14 protein-coding genes and 1 pseudogene are annotated in these 19,000 nt (G+C 73.6%); 4 read left to right on the top strand and 11 right to left on the bottom strand.

Annotated features, from left to right (window positions below; all coding sequences use genetic code 11):
* Positions 1 to 411: 411 nt before the first annotated feature.
* The 8 genes and pseudogenes from AB0M28_RS14010 to AB0M28_RS13975 all read right to left on the bottom strand — a co-directional run.
* Positions 412 to 1,548: pseudogene (locus AB0M28_RS14010) on the bottom strand (ABC transporter substrate-binding protein); the annotation flags it as partial.
* 568 nt (positions 1,549 to 2,116) lie between these two features.
* Positions 2,117 to 2,833, bottom strand: a complete 717-nt coding sequence (locus tag AB0M28_RS14005; RefSeq protein ID WP_365402951.1) for a carbon-nitrogen hydrolase family protein — start codon at positions 2,831 to 2,833, stop codon at positions 2,117 to 2,119.
* A 43-nt stretch (positions 2,834 to 2,876) separates the two neighbouring features.
* Positions 2,877 to 3,833, bottom strand: a complete 957-nt coding sequence (locus AB0M28_RS14000; RefSeq protein ID WP_365402948.1) for a bifunctional riboflavin kinase/FAD synthetase — start codon at positions 3,831 to 3,833, stop codon at positions 2,877 to 2,879.
* Between the two features lie 144 nt (positions 3,834 to 3,977).
* The gene (locus tag AB0M28_RS13995; RefSeq protein ID WP_365402945.1) at positions 3,978 to 7,385 is read right to left on the bottom strand and encodes a serine protease; all 3,408 of its coding nucleotides are present in this window, start codon (positions 7,383 to 7,385) and stop codon (positions 3,978 to 3,980) included.
* Between the two features lie 240 nt (positions 7,386 to 7,625).
* Entirely contained in the window at positions 7,626 to 8,537 is a 912-nt protein-coding gene (gene truB, locus AB0M28_RS13990) for a tRNA pseudouridine(55) synthase TruB (protein WP_365402942.1), read from the bottom strand.
* Positions 8,534 to 8,995 carry a 30S ribosome-binding factor RbfA gene (gene rbfA / locus AB0M28_RS13985; protein WP_365402939.1) on the bottom strand — a complete coding sequence of 154 codons (462 nt, stop codon included), beginning with the start codon at positions 8,993 to 8,995 and terminating at the stop codon, positions 8,534 to 8,536. Before rbfA ends, truB begins: the two co-directional genes overlap by 4 nt.
* Before the next feature lie 22 nt (positions 8,996 to 9,017).
* Entirely contained in the window at positions 9,018 to 9,314 is a 297-nt protein-coding gene (locus AB0M28_RS13980; RefSeq protein ID WP_365402936.1) for a DUF503 domain-containing protein, read from the bottom strand.
* A 99-nt stretch (positions 9,315 to 9,413) separates the two neighbouring features.
* Positions 9,414 to 9,950, bottom strand: a complete 537-nt coding sequence (locus AB0M28_RS13975; RefSeq protein ID WP_365402933.1) for a GNAT family N-acetyltransferase — start codon at positions 9,948 to 9,950, stop codon at positions 9,414 to 9,416.
* A 56-nt stretch (positions 9,951 to 10,006) separates the two neighbouring features.
* On the opposite strand from AB0M28_RS13975, the gene AB0M28_RS13970 reads away from it, so the two are divergent.
* From AB0M28_RS13970 to AB0M28_RS13955, 4 genes are all read left to right on the top strand, one after another.
* Entirely contained in the window at positions 10,007 to 11,707 is a 1,701-nt protein-coding gene (locus tag AB0M28_RS13970) for a proline--tRNA ligase (protein WP_365402930.1), read from the top strand.
* 47 nt (positions 11,708 to 11,754) lie between these two features.
* Entirely contained in the window at positions 11,755 to 12,756 is a 1,002-nt protein-coding gene (locus AB0M28_RS13965; RefSeq protein WP_365402927.1) for a 2-hydroxyacid dehydrogenase, read from the top strand.
* 122 nt (positions 12,757 to 12,878) lie between these two features.
* Entirely contained in the window at positions 12,879 to 14,234 is a 1,356-nt protein-coding gene (locus AB0M28_RS13960; protein WP_365402924.1) for a dipeptidase, read from the top strand.
* On the top strand, positions 14,231 to 14,812 hold the full coding sequence (locus tag AB0M28_RS13955; RefSeq protein WP_365402921.1) for an HdeD family acid-resistance protein: 582 nt from the start codon (positions 14,231 to 14,233) through the stop codon (positions 14,810 to 14,812). Before AB0M28_RS13960 ends, AB0M28_RS13955 begins: the two co-directional genes overlap by 4 nt.
* 15 nt (positions 14,813 to 14,827) lie before the next feature.
* Here AB0M28_RS13955 and AB0M28_RS13950 read toward each other — a convergent pair whose 3' ends face one another.
* The 3 genes from AB0M28_RS13950 to AB0M28_RS13940 form a co-directional block, all read right to left on the bottom strand.
* Positions 14,828 to 15,580, bottom strand: coding sequence for a hypothetical protein (locus tag AB0M28_RS13950; RefSeq protein ID WP_365402918.1), 753 nt, complete (start codon positions 15,578 to 15,580; stop codon positions 14,828 to 14,830).
* Between the two features lie 114 nt (positions 15,581 to 15,694).
* Positions 15,695 to 17,560 (bottom strand): penicillin-binding transpeptidase domain-containing protein, encoded by a 1,866-nt coding sequence (locus AB0M28_RS13945; RefSeq protein ID WP_365402915.1) that lies wholly within the window; start codon positions 17,558 to 17,560, stop codon positions 15,695 to 15,697.
* A 499-nt stretch (positions 17,561 to 18,059) separates the two neighbouring features.
* Positions 18,060 to 18,983: an aminoglycoside phosphotransferase family protein gene (locus tag AB0M28_RS13940; RefSeq protein ID WP_365402911.1), complete on the bottom strand. Its 924-nt coding sequence runs from the start codon at positions 18,981 to 18,983 to the stop codon at positions 18,060 to 18,062.
* Positions 18,984 to 19,000: the final 17 nt, after the last annotated feature.

Genomic DNA, 19,000 nt, shown 5'->3' with positions numbered 1-19,000 from the left:
CGCCCTGCGCGCCGTCCTGGAGAACGTGGTCGACGGGGTGTCCCGGGCCGACCCGGACACCATGCGCACCGCGCTGAAGCAGACCGAGCGGCTGGCCTGGGCGTAGCCGTAGTACGACTGCTGCCGGGCGATCGCGCCGCCGGCGGCGGGCAGGGTGCCGAACCCGGTCCACTTGTCCGAGTACGCCTCCAGCGCGTGGTCGTACCAGAGGATGATCTGCGGCGCCTGGTCGTACTCGATCTTCTGCATGTCCTGCACGAGCTGTCCGCGCTTGGCCTCGTCCGGCTCGGCCACCTCGGCGGCCTGCAGCTTGTCGAACTCCTCGTCGCACCAGAACGCGAACGTGAGGTCGGTCGGCTCGGCCTTCTCCGGGCGGCCGCGGGCGCAGGTGTGGTACTCGTAGTCCTCGCCGGGGTCGGGGCCGAAGTTCCAGCCGCCGAAGCTCATGTCGTACTTCCCGGCGTCGGTGTCCTTGTTGAGCGGGTCGGCCTCCTTGGCCTCGGGCTTGAGTTCGATGCCCAGCGGTTTGACCCACTCGACCAGGAAGTCGACGACGTCGGCGTAGTTGGGCCGGTCGGAGTGGTAGAGCAGCCGGAAGGACAGCGGCTTCTTGCTCTTCGGGTCGATGCGGATGCCGGCGGAGTTCTTCTCGGTGTAGCCCGCGTCGTCCAGCAGCTTGTTCCCGGCCTCGGTGCTGACCTCGACCTTTTCGGCGCCCGGGTCCCAGTAGTAGTTCTTGAAGATGGGCGCCACGATCCCCACGCCGGGGGTGCCGTTGCCGTCGAGGATCTTCTCGATCAGCTGGTCCTTGTCGATGACGTGGTGGATGGCCTGGCGCACCGCCGGGTCCTCGAGCGCGGGGTGTCCGTCGCCGAGCTTCTTCCCGGCGGCGGTCCGGGCGCCGTTGTTGAACTCGAGCATGTCCATGTGCCGGCTCGGCGCCTTGTTGACCTTGATGCCCTTGGTCTTCTCCAGGGCGGCGATCTGCTCGGGGTTGAGGCTGTCCAGGAAGTCGATCTCGCCCGCCTGCAGGGCCTGGACGGCGGCCTCGGAGGTCTCGTAGTTCTGGAAGACCAGCTCGTCGTAGGCGACGGGCTTGCGCCAGTAGTTCTTGTTCGCGGCGAGTACGACGCGTTCCTTGGGCTTGAACTCCTTCAGGGTGAAGGGGCCGGAGGTGGGCTGGCCCGGCTCGCCCTGGTACTCGTCGGGCTTCTCGATCTTGCTCCACACATGCTCGGGCATGATGTGGAAGTTGTTCATGTGGTTCATGATCCCGCTGGGCTTGTCCAGCGTGATCACCAGCGTCCGGTCGTCCGGCGCCTCGACGGAGGTGATCGGGGTGACCAGGCTGCTCTCGCCCTCGGCCAGGACCTCGTTGCCCTTGATCAGGTCGAGGGTGAACTTGGCGTCCTTGGCGGTGAGGGGCTTGCCGTCGGACCACTTGGCCTTCGGGTCGAAGTGGTACGTCCAGGTCCTGCCGTCCGCGCTGAACTCCCACTTCGTGACGACGCCGGGGGCGGGGGCGTAGTCCTCCTGTCCCCAGGTCATCATGGGTTCGTACATCAGGTTGTTGATCTCGCCCTGGACCACCCAGCCCGAGTTCAGCGGGTTGAGGTCTTCGAAGTCGTTGAGCCCCACCTTGCCGACGACCAGGACCTTCTTCGCGTCGTCGTCCTGCGCTCGCGCCGTCTGGGGCAGCCCGCCGGCGAGTGCCATCGCCGTCACGACGCCGGCCGCCGTGGCGGCGGCGCCTCTGCGTCGTACGGACGCCCGTCCGGTTCTTCCGGCCACAGAAGTCCTCACGGAATTCTCCTCTGCACGCTCCCGTATCGCTGGTGCGGAGCACGATCGGGGCCATGAGGCGGCCACGTCAACGATCTGGGGGATCTTTCATCGTTAACCTGCCCGCAAGAAAACGGAATTGATCCGTTTGAAATGCGGATGTGGGTTCTGACCTGGGAGGCCGAGGAGAAGCACGGGAGTCGCGGACGCGCCGGGGGCGCCGCCCGTGATGAAATCGTCGCCTCCGGACATTGGTTTAATCCTTCGGCGATTTCGCGCGGACGATCGCTATTCGGGAATACGTGTTCTGTTTCCGGTTACGACGGCCAGGATTTCAGCCGACGGCGACCTCGGCGAGCACGAATCCGCCCTCCGGCCCGGCGTCCGCGCGCAGCGCCCCGTCCGGGCCCCAGACGCCGCTGCCGCCGCGGCAGGGACCCGCGTCGCCGTCGCTGATCAGGTTGCCCAGCACGACGTGCAGGCCGTTGTCGCGGGCGCGGACCGGATAGACCTTCTCGAACGAGTCGTTGTCCGTGTCCAGGGCCGAACTCGCGACGTAGACCCGGCAGCCGTCGGCCGCCGCGCGGGCGGCCAGCTCGGGGAAGCGGTTGTCGTAGCAGACCGCGAGGGCGAAGCGGACTCCGTCGAGCGTGAAGCGGCCGTCGGTCGTGCCGGGCTCGAAGACGTCCAGCTCCCGGCCGTACAGGTGCTGCTTGTCGTAGCGGCCGAGCAGCTCGCCGTCGGGGCCGATGACCAGCACCGATATCGCGGGGCGCCCCTGCGCCGTGCGCACCGGCGCGCTCACGGCCGCCGCTGTGCCCGTCTCGCGGCAGGCCCGGCGTATCGGCTCCAGGCGCGCGTCGTCCTTGGCGAGGGTGAGTGCCGGGTCGCGGGCGATCAGGTCGAGCCGGTAGTCCGTGGCGGCCAGCTCACCGAACACCACGAGCCGCGCACCGGCCTCTCCGGCCTCGCGCACCAGGCGGCTCATGACCGCCGTATTGGCACCGACGTCCCCGGGCACGACTGCGAACTGCGCTACGGCGATCCTCATGGGGACATTGTCGGGGAGGGGTCTGACAACCCGGCCACGAGGGTCAGGCGCGGGCGTCGTACTCCGCGGTGAGTTCGCGGCAGCGGTCGACGTCCAGCTTCATCCGGTCCAGGAGGTCCTGGAGGGTGGCGAACTTCTCCTGGCCGCGGACGTACTCCAGGAAGTCGACGGCCACGTGCAGGCCGTACAGGTCGAGGTCGACGCGGTCGATCGCGTACGCCTCCACCGTCCGCTCCGTGCCGTCGAACTGGGGGTTCGTGCCCACGGAGATCGCGGCGGGCATCCGCTCGCCGTCCGCCGTGAGCCAACCCGCGTACACCCCGTCGGCGGGGATCGCGGTGTGCGGGAGCGTCTCCACGTTCGCCGTGGGGAAGCCCAGCTCGCGGCCGCGCTGTGCGCCGCGGACGACGACGCCCTCCACGCGGTGCGCGCGGCCGAGGATCTCGTGGGCGCCCGCGACGTCGCCCTCGGCGACCAGCCGGCGGGTCAGCGTCGAGGAGAACGGCAGGCCGCCGCCCGCTTCGCCGGAGACGTACAGGTCGATGACCTCCACGTCGTAGTCGTACGTCTCGCCGAGGGACGCCAGCAGCGCCACGTCGCCGGCGGCCTTGTGGCCGAAGCGGAAGTTCGGGCCCTCGACGACCGTCTTCGCACGCAGCTTGTCGACCAGCACCTTGACCACGAACTCGGCCGGCGGCAGCTTCGAGAACTCCGCGGTGAACGGAAGGATGAGCAGGGCGTCCACGCCCAGCTTCTCCATCAGCTCCGCGCGGTAGTGGTGCGCCGCCAGCAGCGGCGGGTGGCTGCCCGGTCGGACGACCTCCGCCGGGTGCGGGTCGAACGTCACGACGACCGACGGGATGCCCTGCTCGCGCGCCCGCTCCACGGCCCGGCCGATGATCAGCTGGTGGCCGCGGTGCACGCCGTCGAACGAGCCGATGGTGACGACACTGCGTCCCCATGCCTCGGGGATGTCCTCCAAGCCACGCCAGCGCTGCACTGTGCCTGCTCCTCGACCGGTCGTCGTTCGTTCCAGCTGTCCATGATGCGTCATGGGCACGGCTCCAAGCGTGCCATGTAGCGGGGGTCACCTTGTGTGCGGGGTTGTCCTGCGGGCGCCTCCCGGCGGTCTCCCCGGGCCCGCTCAGCCGACGCGCCGGGGGCCCGCCGCGCCGAGCGTGACCTGGGTGCTGGGGCCCACCACCGCTGACCAGTCGTCCGGTGACTCCGTCAGCCAGGCGCGCAGCTGCGCCGCGAAGCGGGGTGCCGACGCGGCCAGCGTGAGCAGGTGGGTGTCGAAGGCCGTTGCGCCGTCCGGGGTCGCGCCCAGGAGCTCGCCGATGCGGTGGACCAGGTCGCGGGTGCGCCAGGGGGCGCGGTGGGCGGTGTGTTCGGCCACCGCGGCCAGGAGCGTCGTGAGGACCTCCGGGTCCTGTTCCGCGTCCAGGAGGACCGCGAGGAGTTCGCGGCGCAGGGGGCGTGAGTCGCGGGTGCCGGGGGCCGGGAGGACGCGGGCCACCGCGCGGCGGACCGCCGGGGGGTGGGTTCTCAGCAGCTCCACGGCCAGGGGGTAGGTCACCGAGCGGGACCGCGGGCCGTGGTTCAGGCGGGCGTCCAGGAACTCCGCCACCGCCCGGGCGCCCTCCGGGTGCCGTTCGGCGTACCCGCGGGCCATGTCCGCCGAGCGGCGGGCGATCACGGGTGCCCGCTCCTCCGCCAGGGTCCGCAGCACGTCCGCCGCGGCGGAGCCCGGCTCCTCGAGCCGCGCGCCGAACGCCGCCAGCACCGGGTCCGGGTGCGAGGTCAGCGCCGGGCCGAAGTCCGCCGGGGTGAGGTGCGGATCGCCCGCCGTGAGGAGTGAGAGGGCATGCGCGAGGTACGTCGGACGGGTGCGCGGATCACGGACGAGGATCGCCAGCGCCGCCCCGTACAGCGTGGCCTCGGCAGGCAGCGACAGCAGGGACTGGGCCGCGTACGACAGCAGCTCGCGGTCCGCGTCGCCGACGGCGTGCCGGACGGCGCGCAGGCCGTACACCGCGGCGGCCGTGTGCCGCTCGGCGCGCATGTCGTGCGCCCAGCGGTCGACCGCCCGGCACATGGCGGACGGCTCGTCCTCGCACAGGGCGGCCAGCAGCTCGTCGGCGCGGGGGTGGGCGGCGGTGACGAGCGCGTCCGTCAGATCGTCGACCGCCGCCCGCCGGTGGGTGTGCAGCAGCGCCTGGGCGGCGTCGGCGACGGTCGCCGGTGACGGGCCGGGCAGGGGGCGGTCGTCGTCGAACCAGTGGGTGAGGAGCGGCTGGACGGCCGCCGGGTCGGCCGCCAGCAGCTCCCCGGCGGCGGCCAGGAAGCGCGACGGGCGGGCGTCGTCGGCGGGGACGAGCAGCCGCAGGAGGCCGATCCGGTCCTCGGTCGTGAGGGGCAGCCGGTGCCAGAAGGACGGGCCGAAGGACTCGAGCACCGGGCTGTGCGGATGCGCGAGCATCCGCTCGGTGAGCAGCCGCAGCACCGGCAGGTACGGGCGTGCGTCCGGCACCCGCAGCAGCGTCTCGCCCAGCAGGTGGGAGGCCCACCAGGCTGCGAGGGCGGCGCCCTTGCCCCGGCGGCCGGACGAGGTGCCGGGGGCGCCGGTGCCACCCGCGCCGCTGCCTCTCGTCCGGGCGCCGGGGCCACCCACGCCGGTGCCCCCCGTCCGGGCGCCGTTGCCACCCGCGCCGCTGCCCCCCGACCGGGTGCCGGCGCCGGTGCGCGCGTACTCCTCCACCGACCACACCAGCTCCTCCAGCCGCGCCCGCAGCTCCGCCGCGCCCTGCCGCCGCTCCACCAGCAGCAGCGCCTCGATCAGCGGCCCGATCCGGTGCGGCGGCACGGGCGCCCCCCGGGGTCCGGGGACGGGGCGGGGGTGCGCCAGCAGCCCCAGCGCCGCGTCCACGTCGAGGTGGGCGCCCTGCAGCCAGTCCCCCAGCTCCTCGTGCGCGAACCGGTACCCGGACCCGGCGGGCACCAGCAGCCCCGCCGCAAGCACCGCCTCCGCCAGCCCGCCCAGCCACGGGAACAGCTCCTCGAACGACGCCCTGTCCAACTCCCCCTGCCCCGGCCCCAGACACCGCCGCGCCGCCTCGTGCACCCGCCCCGCGATCCGCACCGCCGTCCGCCGTACGTCGTCGGGGGCCATCCGCTCGGCGACCGCCAGGCACCTCAGGTCCAGCCAGGCGTCGAGGATCTCCCACCTCCGCGGCACGCCCGGCGGCGGTACGGCCGACGCGGCCCGCACGTCCGCCAGCAGCCGCAGCGCCAGCGGATGCCGGGCCGCCTCCGGATGCACGGCGCCGCCCGGAATCCCGTACCGCGCACGGGCCTTGGCCGCCTCCCGGGGCGTCAGACCGCCGACACGCAGACACGGCGGAAGCGTGCCGGACGGGACGGCCGGCCTGTGCAGCATCGCCTCGGGGAGCTGGGCGCCCGCGTACTCCCAGTACTCAGGCCGGGAGGCGAGGACGAGCCGTACGCCGTGCAGCCGCAGCCAGTCCCCGGTCTGCGCGCTCCAGGCGGCGAGGTCGCGCGCCAGCACCGGCGGCATCTCCTCCGGCGCGTCCAGCAGCACCAGGAGCGGGCTGCCGGCGGCGTGCGCGAGGGCGGCGGCGGTCTCGGGGGACTCGTCGCCCAGCGCGCGGTCCAGGGCGTCGCGTACACCCGCGTCGGCGACCCGCAGGTCGGCGCCGCGCAGCCGGACGGCGGGGGCGTCGGTGCGGTGCGCGAGGGCGTTCAGCTCGGTGGTGCGGCCGGTGCCGGGATCGCCGACGAGGGCCAGGACGTGCGCGTCGCCGGCCAGGAAGGCGTCCAGTTCGGCCCGTACGGCGGGACGCTCGACGAGCTGGGCCGGCGGCTCGGGGAGGGTGGCGGCGGCGAGCTGCCGGACGCCGGCCAGGTTGAGGTCGCGGCCGAAGCCCGCTACGGCGGCGCCGTTCGCGGCCAGCACCTCCGCGAGCACGGCGGAGCGGACGGCGCGCGGCAGGACGGCGTAGCAGCGGCCGGTTCGGCTGCCGTGCATGGCGGTCGCCAGGACCGCGAGGACGGCGCCGCCGTCCGGGTCGGTCACCGGCGCCCCGGACGCCGCGTGGCCGCAGACGCCGAGACCTCCGTCGTCGTCGAGGGTGAGTTCTAGGGCGGGTTCGATGAGGTGGAAGGCGTCGGTGGCGGTGTACGTCGCGGCCGCCAGACCGGTGGCCTCGCCCTCGATCGCGTCGCGCGGCAGCTGTACGCGGACGGGGGTGCCGGCCGCGGGCGGCTCGCCCCCGGCGATCAGATGCGGCTGCCCGCCGCGCAGCTCGGGCACCCGGACCACGGCGAGGCCGCAGTCGGCCAGCGGAGTGACGGCGTCGGCCCCGACCAGGCAGGTGGCCTCGGCGCCCGGAGCGTGGACGACGACGCGGGCGAGCCCGTCGACGGCCTCGTGACTGGTGAGGACGGTGCCCTCGTGGTCCACCAGGAAGCCGGTGCCTCGTGGCCTGCCGGCCAGGTCGCGAATGCGGAGAACCTCGGCACGCGCCGCCATGCACCGCCCCTTCTCGCCGTGTCGCCCAGGGCATCTCTGGCCACCCCCGGACGGGGAGAAACGGCGAGCGTCGCTATGCGCCCCCGGGGTCACCTGAATGGGGGTCCTGGGACACCCGTTCCCCCGCGAGGCGGGGCGGGACGGAGGGCGCGCGACGGCGCGTTACGGCTGCTCCGGCTGTGCCGGGGCAGCCGCTCGGGCAGCGGCGGAGGAGCCGCTCCGGCTCATCAGGCGGACCCGCTACGGCTGCGCGAAGACCGCCACGCTCTTCGACCGCCCCTCGCGCTCCTCCACGAGCGCGATGAAGCGGCCCGACGGGTCGAACGCACCGTGGATGCCCGCGCCCAGGTCCGGGGCCGACAGCTGGGCGCCCTGCATGAGGCGTTTCGCGTCGTCCGCCGAGACGTCCCAGCGCGGGAAGGCGGCCGCCGCCGCGTCGGCGAGAGGGAGGACGTCGAGCTTCTCCTCGAGCTGCTCCAGCGTCCGCGCGGCGGAGAGGTCGTACGGCCCGACCCGGGTGCGCCGCAGCGCGGTGAGATGGCCGCCCGTGCCCAGCCCGGCGCCCAGGTCGCGGGCCAGGGCCCGGATGTAGGTGCCGGACGAGCAGACCACCGTGACGTCGAGGTCGACGACCGGCGTGCCGTCGTCGTCCCCGGCCGTCGCCGTCCGGAACGCGTCCAGCGTGAAGCGGGACACCGTCACCGGCCGCGGGGGGAGCTCGACGGCCTCGCCGTCCAGCACCCGCTTGTACGACCGCTTGCCGTCGACCTTGATCGCCGAGACGGACGACGGGACCTGCATGATGTCGCCGGTCAGCGCCGCGATCCCCGACTCGACCGCGGCCCGCTCGACGCCCACGGCTCCCGCCGCGTCCGTCACCGGGCCCTCCGCGTCGTCGGTGACCGTCGACTGGCCGAGCCGGATCGTCGCGACGTACTCCTTCTCGGTCAGCGCGAGGTGGCCGAGCAGGCGGGTCGCCTTCTCGACGCCGATGACCAGCACCCCCGTCGCCATCGGGTCCAGCGTCCCCGCGTGGCCCACGCGCCGGGTCCGCGCGAGACGCCGCATCCGCGCGACGACGTCGTGCGAGGTGAAGCCGGCCGGCTTGTCGACGACGACCAGGCCGTCCGGCGTCCTGTCCGTACCGCTCATTCCTTGTCCGCGTCCCCCGGCTCGTCCGCCTCGTCCTCGCCCGGCTTGCGGTACGGGTCGGCCTCACCGGCGTACGCGGCACCCGCGGACGCCTGGCGGACCTGCTCGTCCTTCGCCTTCGCGCGGGCCAGCGCGTCGTCGATGGTCTTCGCCGTGTCGGGCAGCGCGTCGGCGACGAAGGTCAGCGTCGGCGTGAACTTCACGCCCGCCGCCTGCCCCACCGCCGAGCGGAGCACGCCCTTGGCGCTCTCCAGGCCCTTCGCGGCCTGCGCCCGCTCCTCGTCGTCGCCGTACACGGTGTAGAAGACGGTCGCCTCGCGCAGGTCACCCGTCACGCGCGTGTCGGTGATGGTCACCCGGGTGCCGAGCCGGGGGTCCTTGATGCCCCGGTGCAGCTTCTCCGCCACCACCTCGCGGATGAGGTCAGCGAGCCTCTTCGCCCTCGCGTTGTCGGCCACTGGTCCGTCTCCTTCTTCGCTGTCACTCGTCTTCTTCGCCGTGCAGCCGCCGTCGTACGGACAGCAGCTCCACCTCCGGGCGGGCGGCCAGCAGCCGCTCGCACCGGTCCAGCACCTCGGTCAGGTGTCCGACGTCCCCCGAGACCATCGCAAGGCCGATCCGGGCCCTGCGGTGGAGGTCCTGGTCCCCGACCTCGGCGACGCTCACCGCGAACTTGCGGTGCAGCTCGGCGACGATCGGGCGGACGACGGATCGCTTCTCCTTCAGTGACCGTACGTCGCCGAGAAGGAGGTCGCAGGACAGGGTCCCCACAAACACATTGATCCGGATGACCCGCCGGTTCGGGCTAGATCGCACCTGTGCGCTCCCGCCACCGTACCCTGCCCGGACCACAGTCCTCGACGGGATAAACACCCGTCACGGCCGCCTGAGCGGCAGCTCGGCCCCCATCACGGCGTACGGGCTGGGCGCCGACGGGAACAGCACCCGGCGGGCGAGGTCGTGGTAGCCGAGCGCGCGGTAGAGCCTGCGCGCCGGGCTCTCCGTGTCGATCGCGGAGAGGATCGAGCGCGGCTCCACCGCCTCGTCCGTGATCCGGGTGATCAGCTCGCGGCCGATGCCGTGCTTCTGGTAGCCGGGCAGCACGTGCAGCTCCGTGATCACGAAGGCGTCGTCCAGCCACCAGTCCAGCCCGTTCGCCCGCAGATACGGCTGGACGACCGTGGACCACCAGTAGACGCGGTTGTTCGGCATGCCGTAGACGAAGCCCACGAGCCGGCCCTCGGAGTTCGTCGCGCCGAGCGCCCGCACCCCGTGGTTGGTGGTGTGCCGCAGCACCACGTGGCGGCGCACGCCGACCTCGTCGTCGGTCAGGCCGAAGGCGAGCGCCTGCACCGCCAGCGCCTCGTCCACGCGCCCGGCGAGATCCAGCGGGCCGACCACGACGTCATCCATGGACGCGCACCCTATTACGTTTCACGTGCTGCGGGTGCCCCCGATAACCTCCGCGCATGGCACAGATCCAGCGTATGTCCGCGATGATGCTCAAGACCCTGCGGGACGCCCCCGGCGACGCGGAGACCACCAGCCACAAGCTGCTGGTCCGCGCCGGCTACGTGCGCCGCGCCGCGGCGGGGATCTGGACGTGGCTGCCACTGGGCAAGCGGGTGCTGGACAACGTGGCACGGATCGTCCGCGAGGAGATGGACGCCATCGGCGGCCAGGAAGTACTGCTGCCGGCTCTGCTCCCCCGCGAGGTGTACGAGGCGAGCGGCCGGGCGGACGAGTACGGCGACCTGCTCTTCCAGCTGACGGACCGCAAGGGCAGCGACTACGTGCTGGGGCCGACGCACGAGGAGCTGTTCACCCTCGTGGCGCAGGAGCAGACGGGCTCGTACAAGGACCTGCCGGCGATCCTCTACCAGATCCAGACCAAGTACCGGGACGAGGCCCGCCCCCGCTCGGGCATCCTGCGCGGACGCGAGTTCCAGATGAAGGACTCGTACTCCTTCGACGTCTCCGACGAGGGCCTCGCCACCTCGTACGAGCTGCACCGCGGCGCCTACCAGCGGATCTTCGAGCGGCTGGGGCTGGACTACCGGATCTGCTCCGCGATCTCCGGCGCCATGGGCGGCTCCGCGTCCGAGGAGTTCCTGGCGCCCGCGGCGGCCGGCGAGGACACCTTCGCGGACTGCCCGCAGTGCGGGTTCGCCGCGAACACCGAGGCCGTACGGACCGCCGTCGCGGCCGTCGACGGCAGCGCGCACGGGCCGGTGGAGGAGCTGGACACCCCCGACACCCCGACCATCGAGACACTCGCCGCGCATCTGGGCGTGCCCGCCTCGGCCACCCTGAAGAACCTCCTGGTCAAGGTGGACGGCGTGATCACCGCCGTCGGCGTGCCCGGCGACCGCGAGGTGGACCTGGGCAAGCTCGCGGAGCTGCTGGCGCCCGCCGAGGTCGAGCTGGTCACCGCGGAGGACTTCGCGGACCGGCCCGACCTGGTCCGCGGCTACGTCGGCCCGCAGGGGCTGAAGGGCGTGCGCTACCTCGCCGACCCGCGGATCGCCCCCGGCACGGCGTGGATCACCGGCGCCAACAAGCCCGACACCCACGCGCGCGACGTGGTCTGCGGGCGGGACTTCGAGGTCGACGAGTACCTGGACGTCGTGGTCGTGCAGAGCGGCGACCCGTGCCCGCGGTGCGGCGCGGGGCTGAAGCTGGACCGGGCCATCGAGATCGGCCACATCTTCCAGCTGGGCCGCAAGTACGCCGACACCTACCGCTTCGACGTCCTCGGCCCCGACGGCAAACCCGCCCGGGTGACCATGGGCTCGTACGGCATCGGCATCTCGCGCGCCGTGGCCGCGCTGGCGGAGCAGACCGCCGACGACAAGGGCCTGTGCTGGCCGCGCGAGGTGGCGCCGGCGGACGTGCACGTGGTCGCGGCCGGGAAGGCCCTGCAGACCCAGGCGGCGCTGGAGCTGGCGGAACAGCTGGCGGCCTCCGGCCTGCGGGTGATCGTGGACGACCGCCCCCTGTCGCCGGGCGTGAAGTTCACGGACGCGGAGCTGATCGGCGTACCGCGGATCCTGGTGGTCGGCCGCCGGATCGGCGAGGGCGTCGTCGAGCTGAAGGACCGCCGCACGGGGACGAGCCAGGAGCTGGCGAAGCAGGAGGCCGTGGAGCGGCTGTGGGAGGAGCTGGGCTAGGGGTCCTCAGGGCTGCGCGCCACCCGCCGGGCGGTCACCATGGGGGCATGGAGTTCCTCGCTTACGGCGTACTGGCCGACGAACGCGCCCTGCTCCAGGAGGCCGTACGGGCGGAGTTCGGGACCGCGCACACCGTACGGCCGCTGGACGTCTTCCTGAACCGGGACACCGTCCCCACCGCCGCCGGCTACGACACCGTCCTGACCGGCGTGAACGACGAGCTGGACGCCGAGGTGCTGCGCGCCCTCGCGGCGGGCGGCACGCGGTTCGTGGCGCAGCGCTCCACGGGCTTCAACAACATCGACCTGGACGCCGCCCGCGACCACGGCATCGCCGTGGCGCGGGTGGCCCACTACTCGCCGTACTCCGTCGCGGAGTTCGCCTGGACGCTGGCGCTGGCCGTGAACCGGCGCGTGGTGCGATCCGCGATCCGCACCCGCGACTTCGACTTCCGGCTGGACGGGCTGCTGGGCCGGGACTTCCACGGCCGCACCGCCGGCGTCCTCGGCACCGGCAAGATCGGGGCCGCGTTCGCGCGGATCGCGCACGGCTTCGGCATGCGGCTGCTGGGCAGCGACGTCCGGCAGAGCCCGCAGTGCCTGGCGCTCGGCATGGAGTACGTCTCCCCCGACCGGCTCTTCGCCGAGTCGGACCTGCTCAGCCTGCACGCCCCGCTGCTCCCCGAGACCCACCACGTCGTGGACGCCGCGGCGCTGGCCCGGATGAAGGACGACGCCGTCCTGGTGAACTCCAGCCGCGGCGGACTCATCGACACGGACGCGCTGGTGGAGACGCTGCGCGCGGGCCGGCTCGACGGCGTGGGGCTGGACGTGTACGAGGAGGAGGCGGGCGTCTTCCACCACGACAAGTCGCTCGAGGTCATGACGGACGACACGCTGGCCCGGCTGATGACGTTCTCGAACGTCATCGTCAGCTCCCACCAGGCGTACTTCACCAAGGACGCGGTGGGCCAGATCATGGCGGCGACGGCCGCCAACGTGGCCGACCATCTGGCGGGCCGCGCGGGGGAGAACTTCCTGGTCGCGTGACCCGCGGCCGCTCCCCCGCCCGGCCTCGGTCCGATTGCGGGACGTACGTCGCCTTGCTGTAGTGAGGGGACGCCCGTCCGGGCGCCAACCGCATACTCGGGGCTGTCGCAAGGAGCATCGCGATGACCTCCGACCTGCGCGAAACCGTCCGCGGGCTGATGCCGAGAGCCAAGGCGGACCTGACGGAGCTGGTCGCCGTCCCCTCCGTCGCGGACCCGCGGCAGTTCCCGCCCGAGGAGTGCGCGAAGGCCGCCGACTGGCTGGTGACGGCGTTCACCGAGGCGGGCCTCACCGACATGCGCCGCGTCACCACGCCCGACGGCTCCGACGCCGTCGTCGGCCGTGCGGACGGACCGGCGGACGCCCCCACGGTGCTGCTGTACTGCCACTACGACGTACAGCCGCCGCTGGACGACAAGGCGTGGCGGACCCCGCCCTTCGCCCTCACCGAGGGCACCGACGGCCGCTGGTACGGGCGCGGGTCGGCGGACTGCAAGGGCAACGTCGTCATGCACCTCACCGCGCTGCGGGCGCTGGGCGGCGGGGACTTCCCGGTGAACCTCAAGTTCGTCGCCGAGGGTTCGGAGGAGCAGGGCACGGGCGGGCTGGAGCAGCTGGTCCCGCAGCAGCCCGAGCTGTTCGAGGCGGACGCGCTGCTCATCTGCGACACCGGCAACTTCGCGCTGGGCCTGCCGACGGTCACCGCGACGCTGCGCGGGCTCGCGAACGTCGTGGTGACGGTGTCCACGCTCAAGGGCGAGATGCACTCGGGCATGTTCGGCGGCCCCGCCCCGGACGCGCTGGCCGCCCTGGTCCGGATCCTCGACTCGCTGCGCGACGAGCGGGGCAACACGGTGGTCAAGGGCCTGGACAGCGAGGCCCGCTGGGAGGGCGTCGCGTATCCGGCGGAGCAGTTCCGCGCGGACGCGGGCGTCCTGGACGGTGTCGGGCTGCTGGGCTCCGGCACCATCGCCGACGAGCTGTGGGCCCGGCCCGCCGTCACCGTGCTCGGCATCGACTGCCCGCCGGTGGTGGGCTCCGCCGCCGCGATCCAGGCGTCCGTACGGGCCCGCATCAATCTGCGCGTGCCACCGGGCATGGACGCCGACGAGGCCCTCGCCGCGCTGACCGCGCATCTGAAGTCCGAGGCGCCCTGGGGCGCGCGGGTGGAGGTCGAGCCGGAGGGCAGCGGCCAGCCGTTCCGCGCGGCGACCGACGGACCGGCGTACAAGGCGCTGGCGACGGCCATGCGGGAGGTCTACGGCACGGAGATGGTCCGCTCCGGTCAGGGCGGCTCCATCCCGCTGTGCAACGTGCTGGCGAACCAGTTCCCCGGCGCGGAGATCGCGCTGATCGGCGTGGAGGAGCCGGGCTGCCTCATCCACGCGCCGAACGAGAGCGTGCACCCCGACGAGATCGAGCGGATGGCGCTGGCGGAGGCGCTGTTCCTGCGGGAGTACGGGCGGAGCGCCTCATGACCGGGCCCCAGGCCCCCGAAGGGCCGCTGCATCTGCTGTCCCGCGCCGCCTGGCAGAGCGTCCTGGCGGCCGGGGCCATCTCCCTCGTCGTGGGCGTGCTGATCCTCGCCTGGCCGGAGGCGACGCTGACGGTCGCGGCGATCGTCTTCGGCGTCTACCTCTTCGTCAGCGGCATCCTGCAGGTCGTCGCCGCGTTCGGCACGCACGCGTCGACGGGGCTGCGGGTGCTGGCGTTCGTCAGCGGTGTGATCTGCATCGTGCTGGGGCTGTTCTGCTTCCGCAGCGAGCTGCGGTCGCTGCTGCTGCTCGCGCTGTGGATCGGCATCGGCTGGCTGTTCCGCGGCATCGCGCAGACGGTGGCGGCCGTGTCCGACCCGACCGCGCCCGCGCGGGGCTGGCAGATCTTCATGGGCGTCGTCAGCGCCCTGGCCGGCATCGTGCTCATCGTCGCGCCGTTCGACTCGCTGGAGGTGCTGACGGTGGTCGGCGGGTGCTGGCTGGTCGCGCTGGGGCTGGTGGAGATCTTCATGGGGCTGAGGCTGAGGAAAGAGGTGCAGGGGGTGCCGCGGGAGGTGTGAGCGGTGGTCAGGCGCTCACGTCGTCCGCGTGCCCTCGTTGCGTACGAGGCGGACGAACGCCTTCAGCCCCGCGATGATCTCCTCGTTGGAGGCCAGCCGGTCCACCGTGGCCTGGAACTCCCGGCCGAGCGCGGCGATCCGGCGGTCGGCCTCGTCGGCGCGCTGGTAGACCGTCACGTTCAGGGCGTCGAGGGTGCGGCGCACCTTCGCCAGCGCCGCGTACTGCTCCTCCGCCTTGGCCTCCAGCACGGTCGCCCCGCGGACCACGTCGTCGACCTTGTGCCGCAGGAGGACGACGTCGTCCCGCGGGTACCGCACGTCCCGCAGCAGCGTGCCCAGCCGGCCGCCTGTCTGCTTGAACCAGGCGCCCGCGGGCCGGAAGACGGTGCTGAGCAGGAAGAAGCCCGCGATCCAGTAGCCGGCCGCCGCCCCGGTGACCAGCGCGACGACCACGGCCAGTACGGCGGAGAGCAGATGGCCGCCGACTGCCACCCGCAGCATGACGCGCGCGATCCGCCGCGCCTCGGTGTCCCGCTCCTTGGAGATGACGAGCCCCTTCTCACGGCTCACGGCGATCTCGGAGAGCAGGGAGTGGGCCCGGAAGTACAGGTCCCACGGAACGGTGAGCAGCACCAGCAGCCACAGGAGCGCCAGGGCGCCCGCCGCGGCCCCGAGCACGGTCGCGAGCGGCGCCCCCACGGCGTACGCGAGGACCAGCGCCCCCACGGTCACCGCGAGCGCGAGCGCACCGGTCAGCAGCCTTCCCATGGCCGATCCCCCATCCGTCGAAGGGCGGTTCGGTTGCCATGGTGCTGCGGTGTGCGGGGGCGGTCATGAGTACGGCTACTCATCCGGCGGCGGCCCGCCGGTCTGAGCGCGCGTTCAGCCGATCCCGCGCAGGAACTCCGCCGCCACCGGCCCCGCGTCCCGTCCGCCCGAGCCGCCGTCCTCGATCAGGACGCAGAACGCCAGGTCCCGGCCGCCGAGATACCCCGTCAGCCACGCGTGCGTCCGCGGCGGGCTCGCCGCGCCGAACTCCGCGGTGCCCGTCTTCGCTCGCGGCTCGCCCGGCAGGGGGCGCAGGGCGCGGCCCGAGCCGGAGACGACGACCTCGCGCATCAGCGAGCGCAGCATGGTGAGCGTCGCCGCCGGCAGCCGGGCCGGGGCCCGGTACGGTGCGGACACCGCGTCCGGAACCAGCACCGGCTGGTGGAAGGCGCCCGCCTTCACGGTCGCCGCCACCGACGCCATCACCAGCGGTCCGGCCTCCACCCGGCCCTGTCCGATCATGTCCGCCGCCTTCTCGTTCTCGCTGCGGGCCGCGGGCACGCTGCCGTCGAAGCTGGCGGCGCCGAGCTTCCACTCGCCGCCGATACCGAAGGCCTTGGCCGTCTCGGTGAGCGAGCCGTCCGCGAGGCGTGAACGCAGGCCCACGAACGCGGTGTTGCAGGACTGGGCGAAGACCTGGCGGAACGTCGTGCCGAGCGGCAGTTGGAACTCGTCCTGGTTCTCGAAGCGCTGGCCGTTCACGGTCGCGTACTTCGGGCACTCCACGGCCGACCCGGCGGCGACGCCCTGCCCGGCGAGTGCGGCCGACGTGACGATCTTGAACGTCGATCCGGGCGGATAGCGGCCGGTCAGCGCACGGCCCGGGCCGTTCAGGGGGTTGTCGGCGACGGCCAGCACATGCCCGTTACGCGGGTCGAGCGCCACGATCGCGGCGGGCTTCGCCAGCCCGTCCAGCGCGGCCTCGGCGGCCTGCTGCACGCGGATGTCGATGGTGGTACGGACCGGCTTGCCGGTTCCCGCCGCGCGCTCCGCCAGCGTGGCCACCGGCTGGCCGGTCTCCCGGTGCGCGGTGACGATCTCCGTCGCGGGGCGGGCCCGCAACTGCCCGTCGTACCGCGCCTGCAGCCCCGACGCGCCCTTGTCTGTGGTGCCGGGGGTGACGGTGCCGACGAGGGCGCGGGCGTGGCGGGCGACGGGCTGCGTCGCGTCGCGGTACTGCAGTCCGGAGATCCGCTCGAACGTGGCCCTGTGCGGCTGGAAGACGTCGTCCCTGAGAGTGACGACGGGGACGGAGTCGTTGCCCCCGGCGGCGGCGACGCGCTTCTTCAGTGCGGGGATGTCGATGCCGGCGTCCAGCGCGTCCAGCGCTCCGTACAGCGCGCCCGCGTCGCGGACTTTCGCCGGCCAGACGGACACGTGCCAGACCCGCTCGTCGGCGGCGAGCGGGGTGCCGTCGGCGGCCAGCACGGGTGCGCGCTCCGCACGCTGCCGGGTGAGCACGAGGGTCTCGTGCGCGCGGAGCCTCGGGTGGAGCAGCCGGGGCGTCCAGTGCACGGTCCAACCCTCGCCCTCCGCACGGCGCTTCACGAGAGCGGATGAGGCGTACCGCCAGTGGCCGTGGTCGGGGAGGGTGAAGTCCATCGCCAGCGGTACCTCGAAGGACGTCCCGTCCTGCCCTTTCTCCCTGGTCTCGGCCGGATCTCCGGCCCGCAGCGCGGCGGCCGTCGGCTGCAGGTTCCGCTGCACGGACCCCAGCAGGTCGCCCGCGGCGACGGGATCGTCGGTGTGCGCGGCGGCCCGCTCGGCGTCCCCGCGGGCCCACGCGTCGAGAAACCCCTGCGCCTGTGCCCGCACCGCGTCCTCGGGGCCGTCCCCGCCCAGTCCGACGACCAGACCGGCGACGACTCCGCCTGCGGCGAGGAGCCCAACGACGGGGAGAAGCACACGCCTTGTCCACATGTCCGCCGAGGCTACGCGCCTCGCGGGTGCTTGAGCGGTCACACACTCCTGGGCTTGGCCCCCGGCCATGGTCCGGTTCCGCTGCCGGGGGCTCCGCCCCCGGACCCCCGATCGGCGCTGCGCGCCTCGTCCTCAAACGCCGGACGGGCTGGGTGTGGTCCCTCACCGTGATGCCTGGCGGCAGGCGGCCGCGGTCACGGGCAGCGCCTCCCGCCGGAGGCCCGCGCCCGGGTCGCCTGTAGTCGACGAACCGCGCCCCCGCACGGAATCCCACCAGAGCCCTTGGCCTCCGAGGCGCCGACGGTGACCAGGCGACCAGCAACGGGTGGTGTGCGGGTGGGGGCATCCCGCGCCGAAGGCGCGGGCGGCGCCGGCCACGGGGGCACGGCCCCAGCCCCGCAGAGGGTGGGGGCATCCCCGCACCGAAAGCCCGGGCGGCGCCGGCCACGGAGGCACGGGCCCAGCCCCCGAGGGGCCGACCGCACGCAGCGGACGGGGGCTACAGCCAGCCCGCGTACTCCAGCAGGAGCTCCCCGCCGCGGCGGTCGCCCCGTTCCACCGCCGCCACCCCCGAGGCCACCGCGCGGAAGCGCGACCAGTCGCGGAGGCGGTCGGCGTCGACGTCGAGGGAGTCCGCGAGGCGGGTGACGCGGCGGCGTGCCGTGGCCGCGGCGCCGGGGGACGCGGCGAGGGTGTCGAGGCGGTCGCGTACGAGGCGGGCGAGGTCGTAGGCGCGTTCGCCGGCCAGGGGGCGGGGGCCCACCGCCAGCCACGGGGTGCGGTCCCCGGCCAGGACCTGGCCCTGGTGGTAGTCGCCGTGCAGCAGCACCTCGTGGTCCGCGGAGTCCGCGAGCCGCTCGCGCGCCCGCAGCGCCTCGTCGACCAGCGCCGCCGCCTCGGGCACGGCCGCCCCGTCGGCGCGCAGCCGGGCCGCCCGCTCCCCCGTGTACGCGGCCACGGTCGTGAAGCGGTGGCCGTCGCCGGGGTCCACCCACAGCCGCTGCAGCGTGGCGGCGGCCTCCAGCATCGCCTTGCCCTCCGCCAGCGAACGCAGGCTGACCGCGCCGCGCAGCCGCTCCAGCAGCAGCACCCCGTCCGCGGGCTCGGCCCGCAGGAGCCGCACCGCGCCGAGGCCGTTCCACCGCTCCAGCGCGGCCGCCTCCCCCGCGGCGGGCTCACCGGCGGGGACGAGCTTCAGGGCCGCCGGGGTGTCGTCCGGGGTACGGACGTGGACCAGCATGCTGCGGCTGCCGCCCGGCGTGAGCACCCGCTCCGGCACCAGCCGCCACGCGGCGGCGTACCGCCGTACGAGCGCCGGCAGTCCGGCCAGCCACTGCCGCTCCGCCGTGTCGCCCCGGGCTCCGACGGAGCGGACGAGCCGTTCCGGCGGGTCGAGAGGGACGGGCGGGAATGCGGAGGTCATACGTGCAGTGTCCTTCG

The organism is Streptomyces sp. NPDC051940, from assembly GCF_040680895.1.
Taxonomy (GTDB): Bacteria; Actinomycetota; Actinomycetes; order Streptomycetales; family Streptomycetaceae; genus Streptomyces.
The sequence above is the reverse complement of the archived record's forward strand: the minus strand, read 5'-3'. Positions and strand labels throughout refer to the sequence as shown.

Coding starts and splice junctions, on each gene's coding strand:
- AB0M28_RS14005 (WP_365402951.1), bottom strand. CDS start 2,833: ATGAGGATCGCCGTAGCGCAGTTCGCAGTCGTGCCCGGGGACGTCGGT.
- AB0M28_RS13995 (WP_365402945.1), bottom strand. CDS start 7,385: ATGGCGGCGCGTGCCGAGGTTCTCCGCATTCGCGACCTGGCCGGCAGG.
- truB (WP_365402942.1), bottom strand. CDS start 8,537: ATGAGCGGTACGGACAGGACGCCGGACGGCCTGGTCGTCGTCGACAAG.
- AB0M28_RS13975 (WP_365402933.1), bottom strand. CDS start 9,950: ATGGATGACGTCGTGGTCGGCCCGCTGGATCTCGCCGGGCGCGTGGAC.
- AB0M28_RS13970 (WP_365402930.1), top strand. CDS start 10,007: ATGGCACAGATCCAGCGTATGTCCGCGATGATGCTCAAGACCCTGCGG.
- AB0M28_RS13965 (WP_365402927.1), top strand. CDS start 11,755: ATGGAGTTCCTCGCTTACGGCGTACTGGCCGACGAACGCGCCCTGCTC.
- AB0M28_RS13960 (WP_365402924.1), top strand. CDS start 12,879: ATGACCTCCGACCTGCGCGAAACCGTCCGCGGGCTGATGCCGAGAGCC.
- AB0M28_RS13955 (WP_365402921.1), top strand. CDS start 14,231: ATGACCGGGCCCCAGGCCCCCGAAGGGCCGCTGCATCTGCTGTCCCGC.
- AB0M28_RS13950 (WP_365402918.1), bottom strand. CDS start 15,580: ATGGGAAGGCTGCTGACCGGTGCGCTCGCGCTCGCGGTGACCGTGGGG.
- AB0M28_RS13945 (WP_365402915.1), bottom strand. CDS start 17,560: ATGTGGACAAGGCGTGTGCTTCTCCCCGTCGTTGGGCTCCTCGCCGCA.
- AB0M28_RS13940 (WP_365402911.1), bottom strand. CDS start 18,983: ATGACCTCCGCATTCCCGCCCGTCCCTCTCGACCCGCCGGAACGGCTC.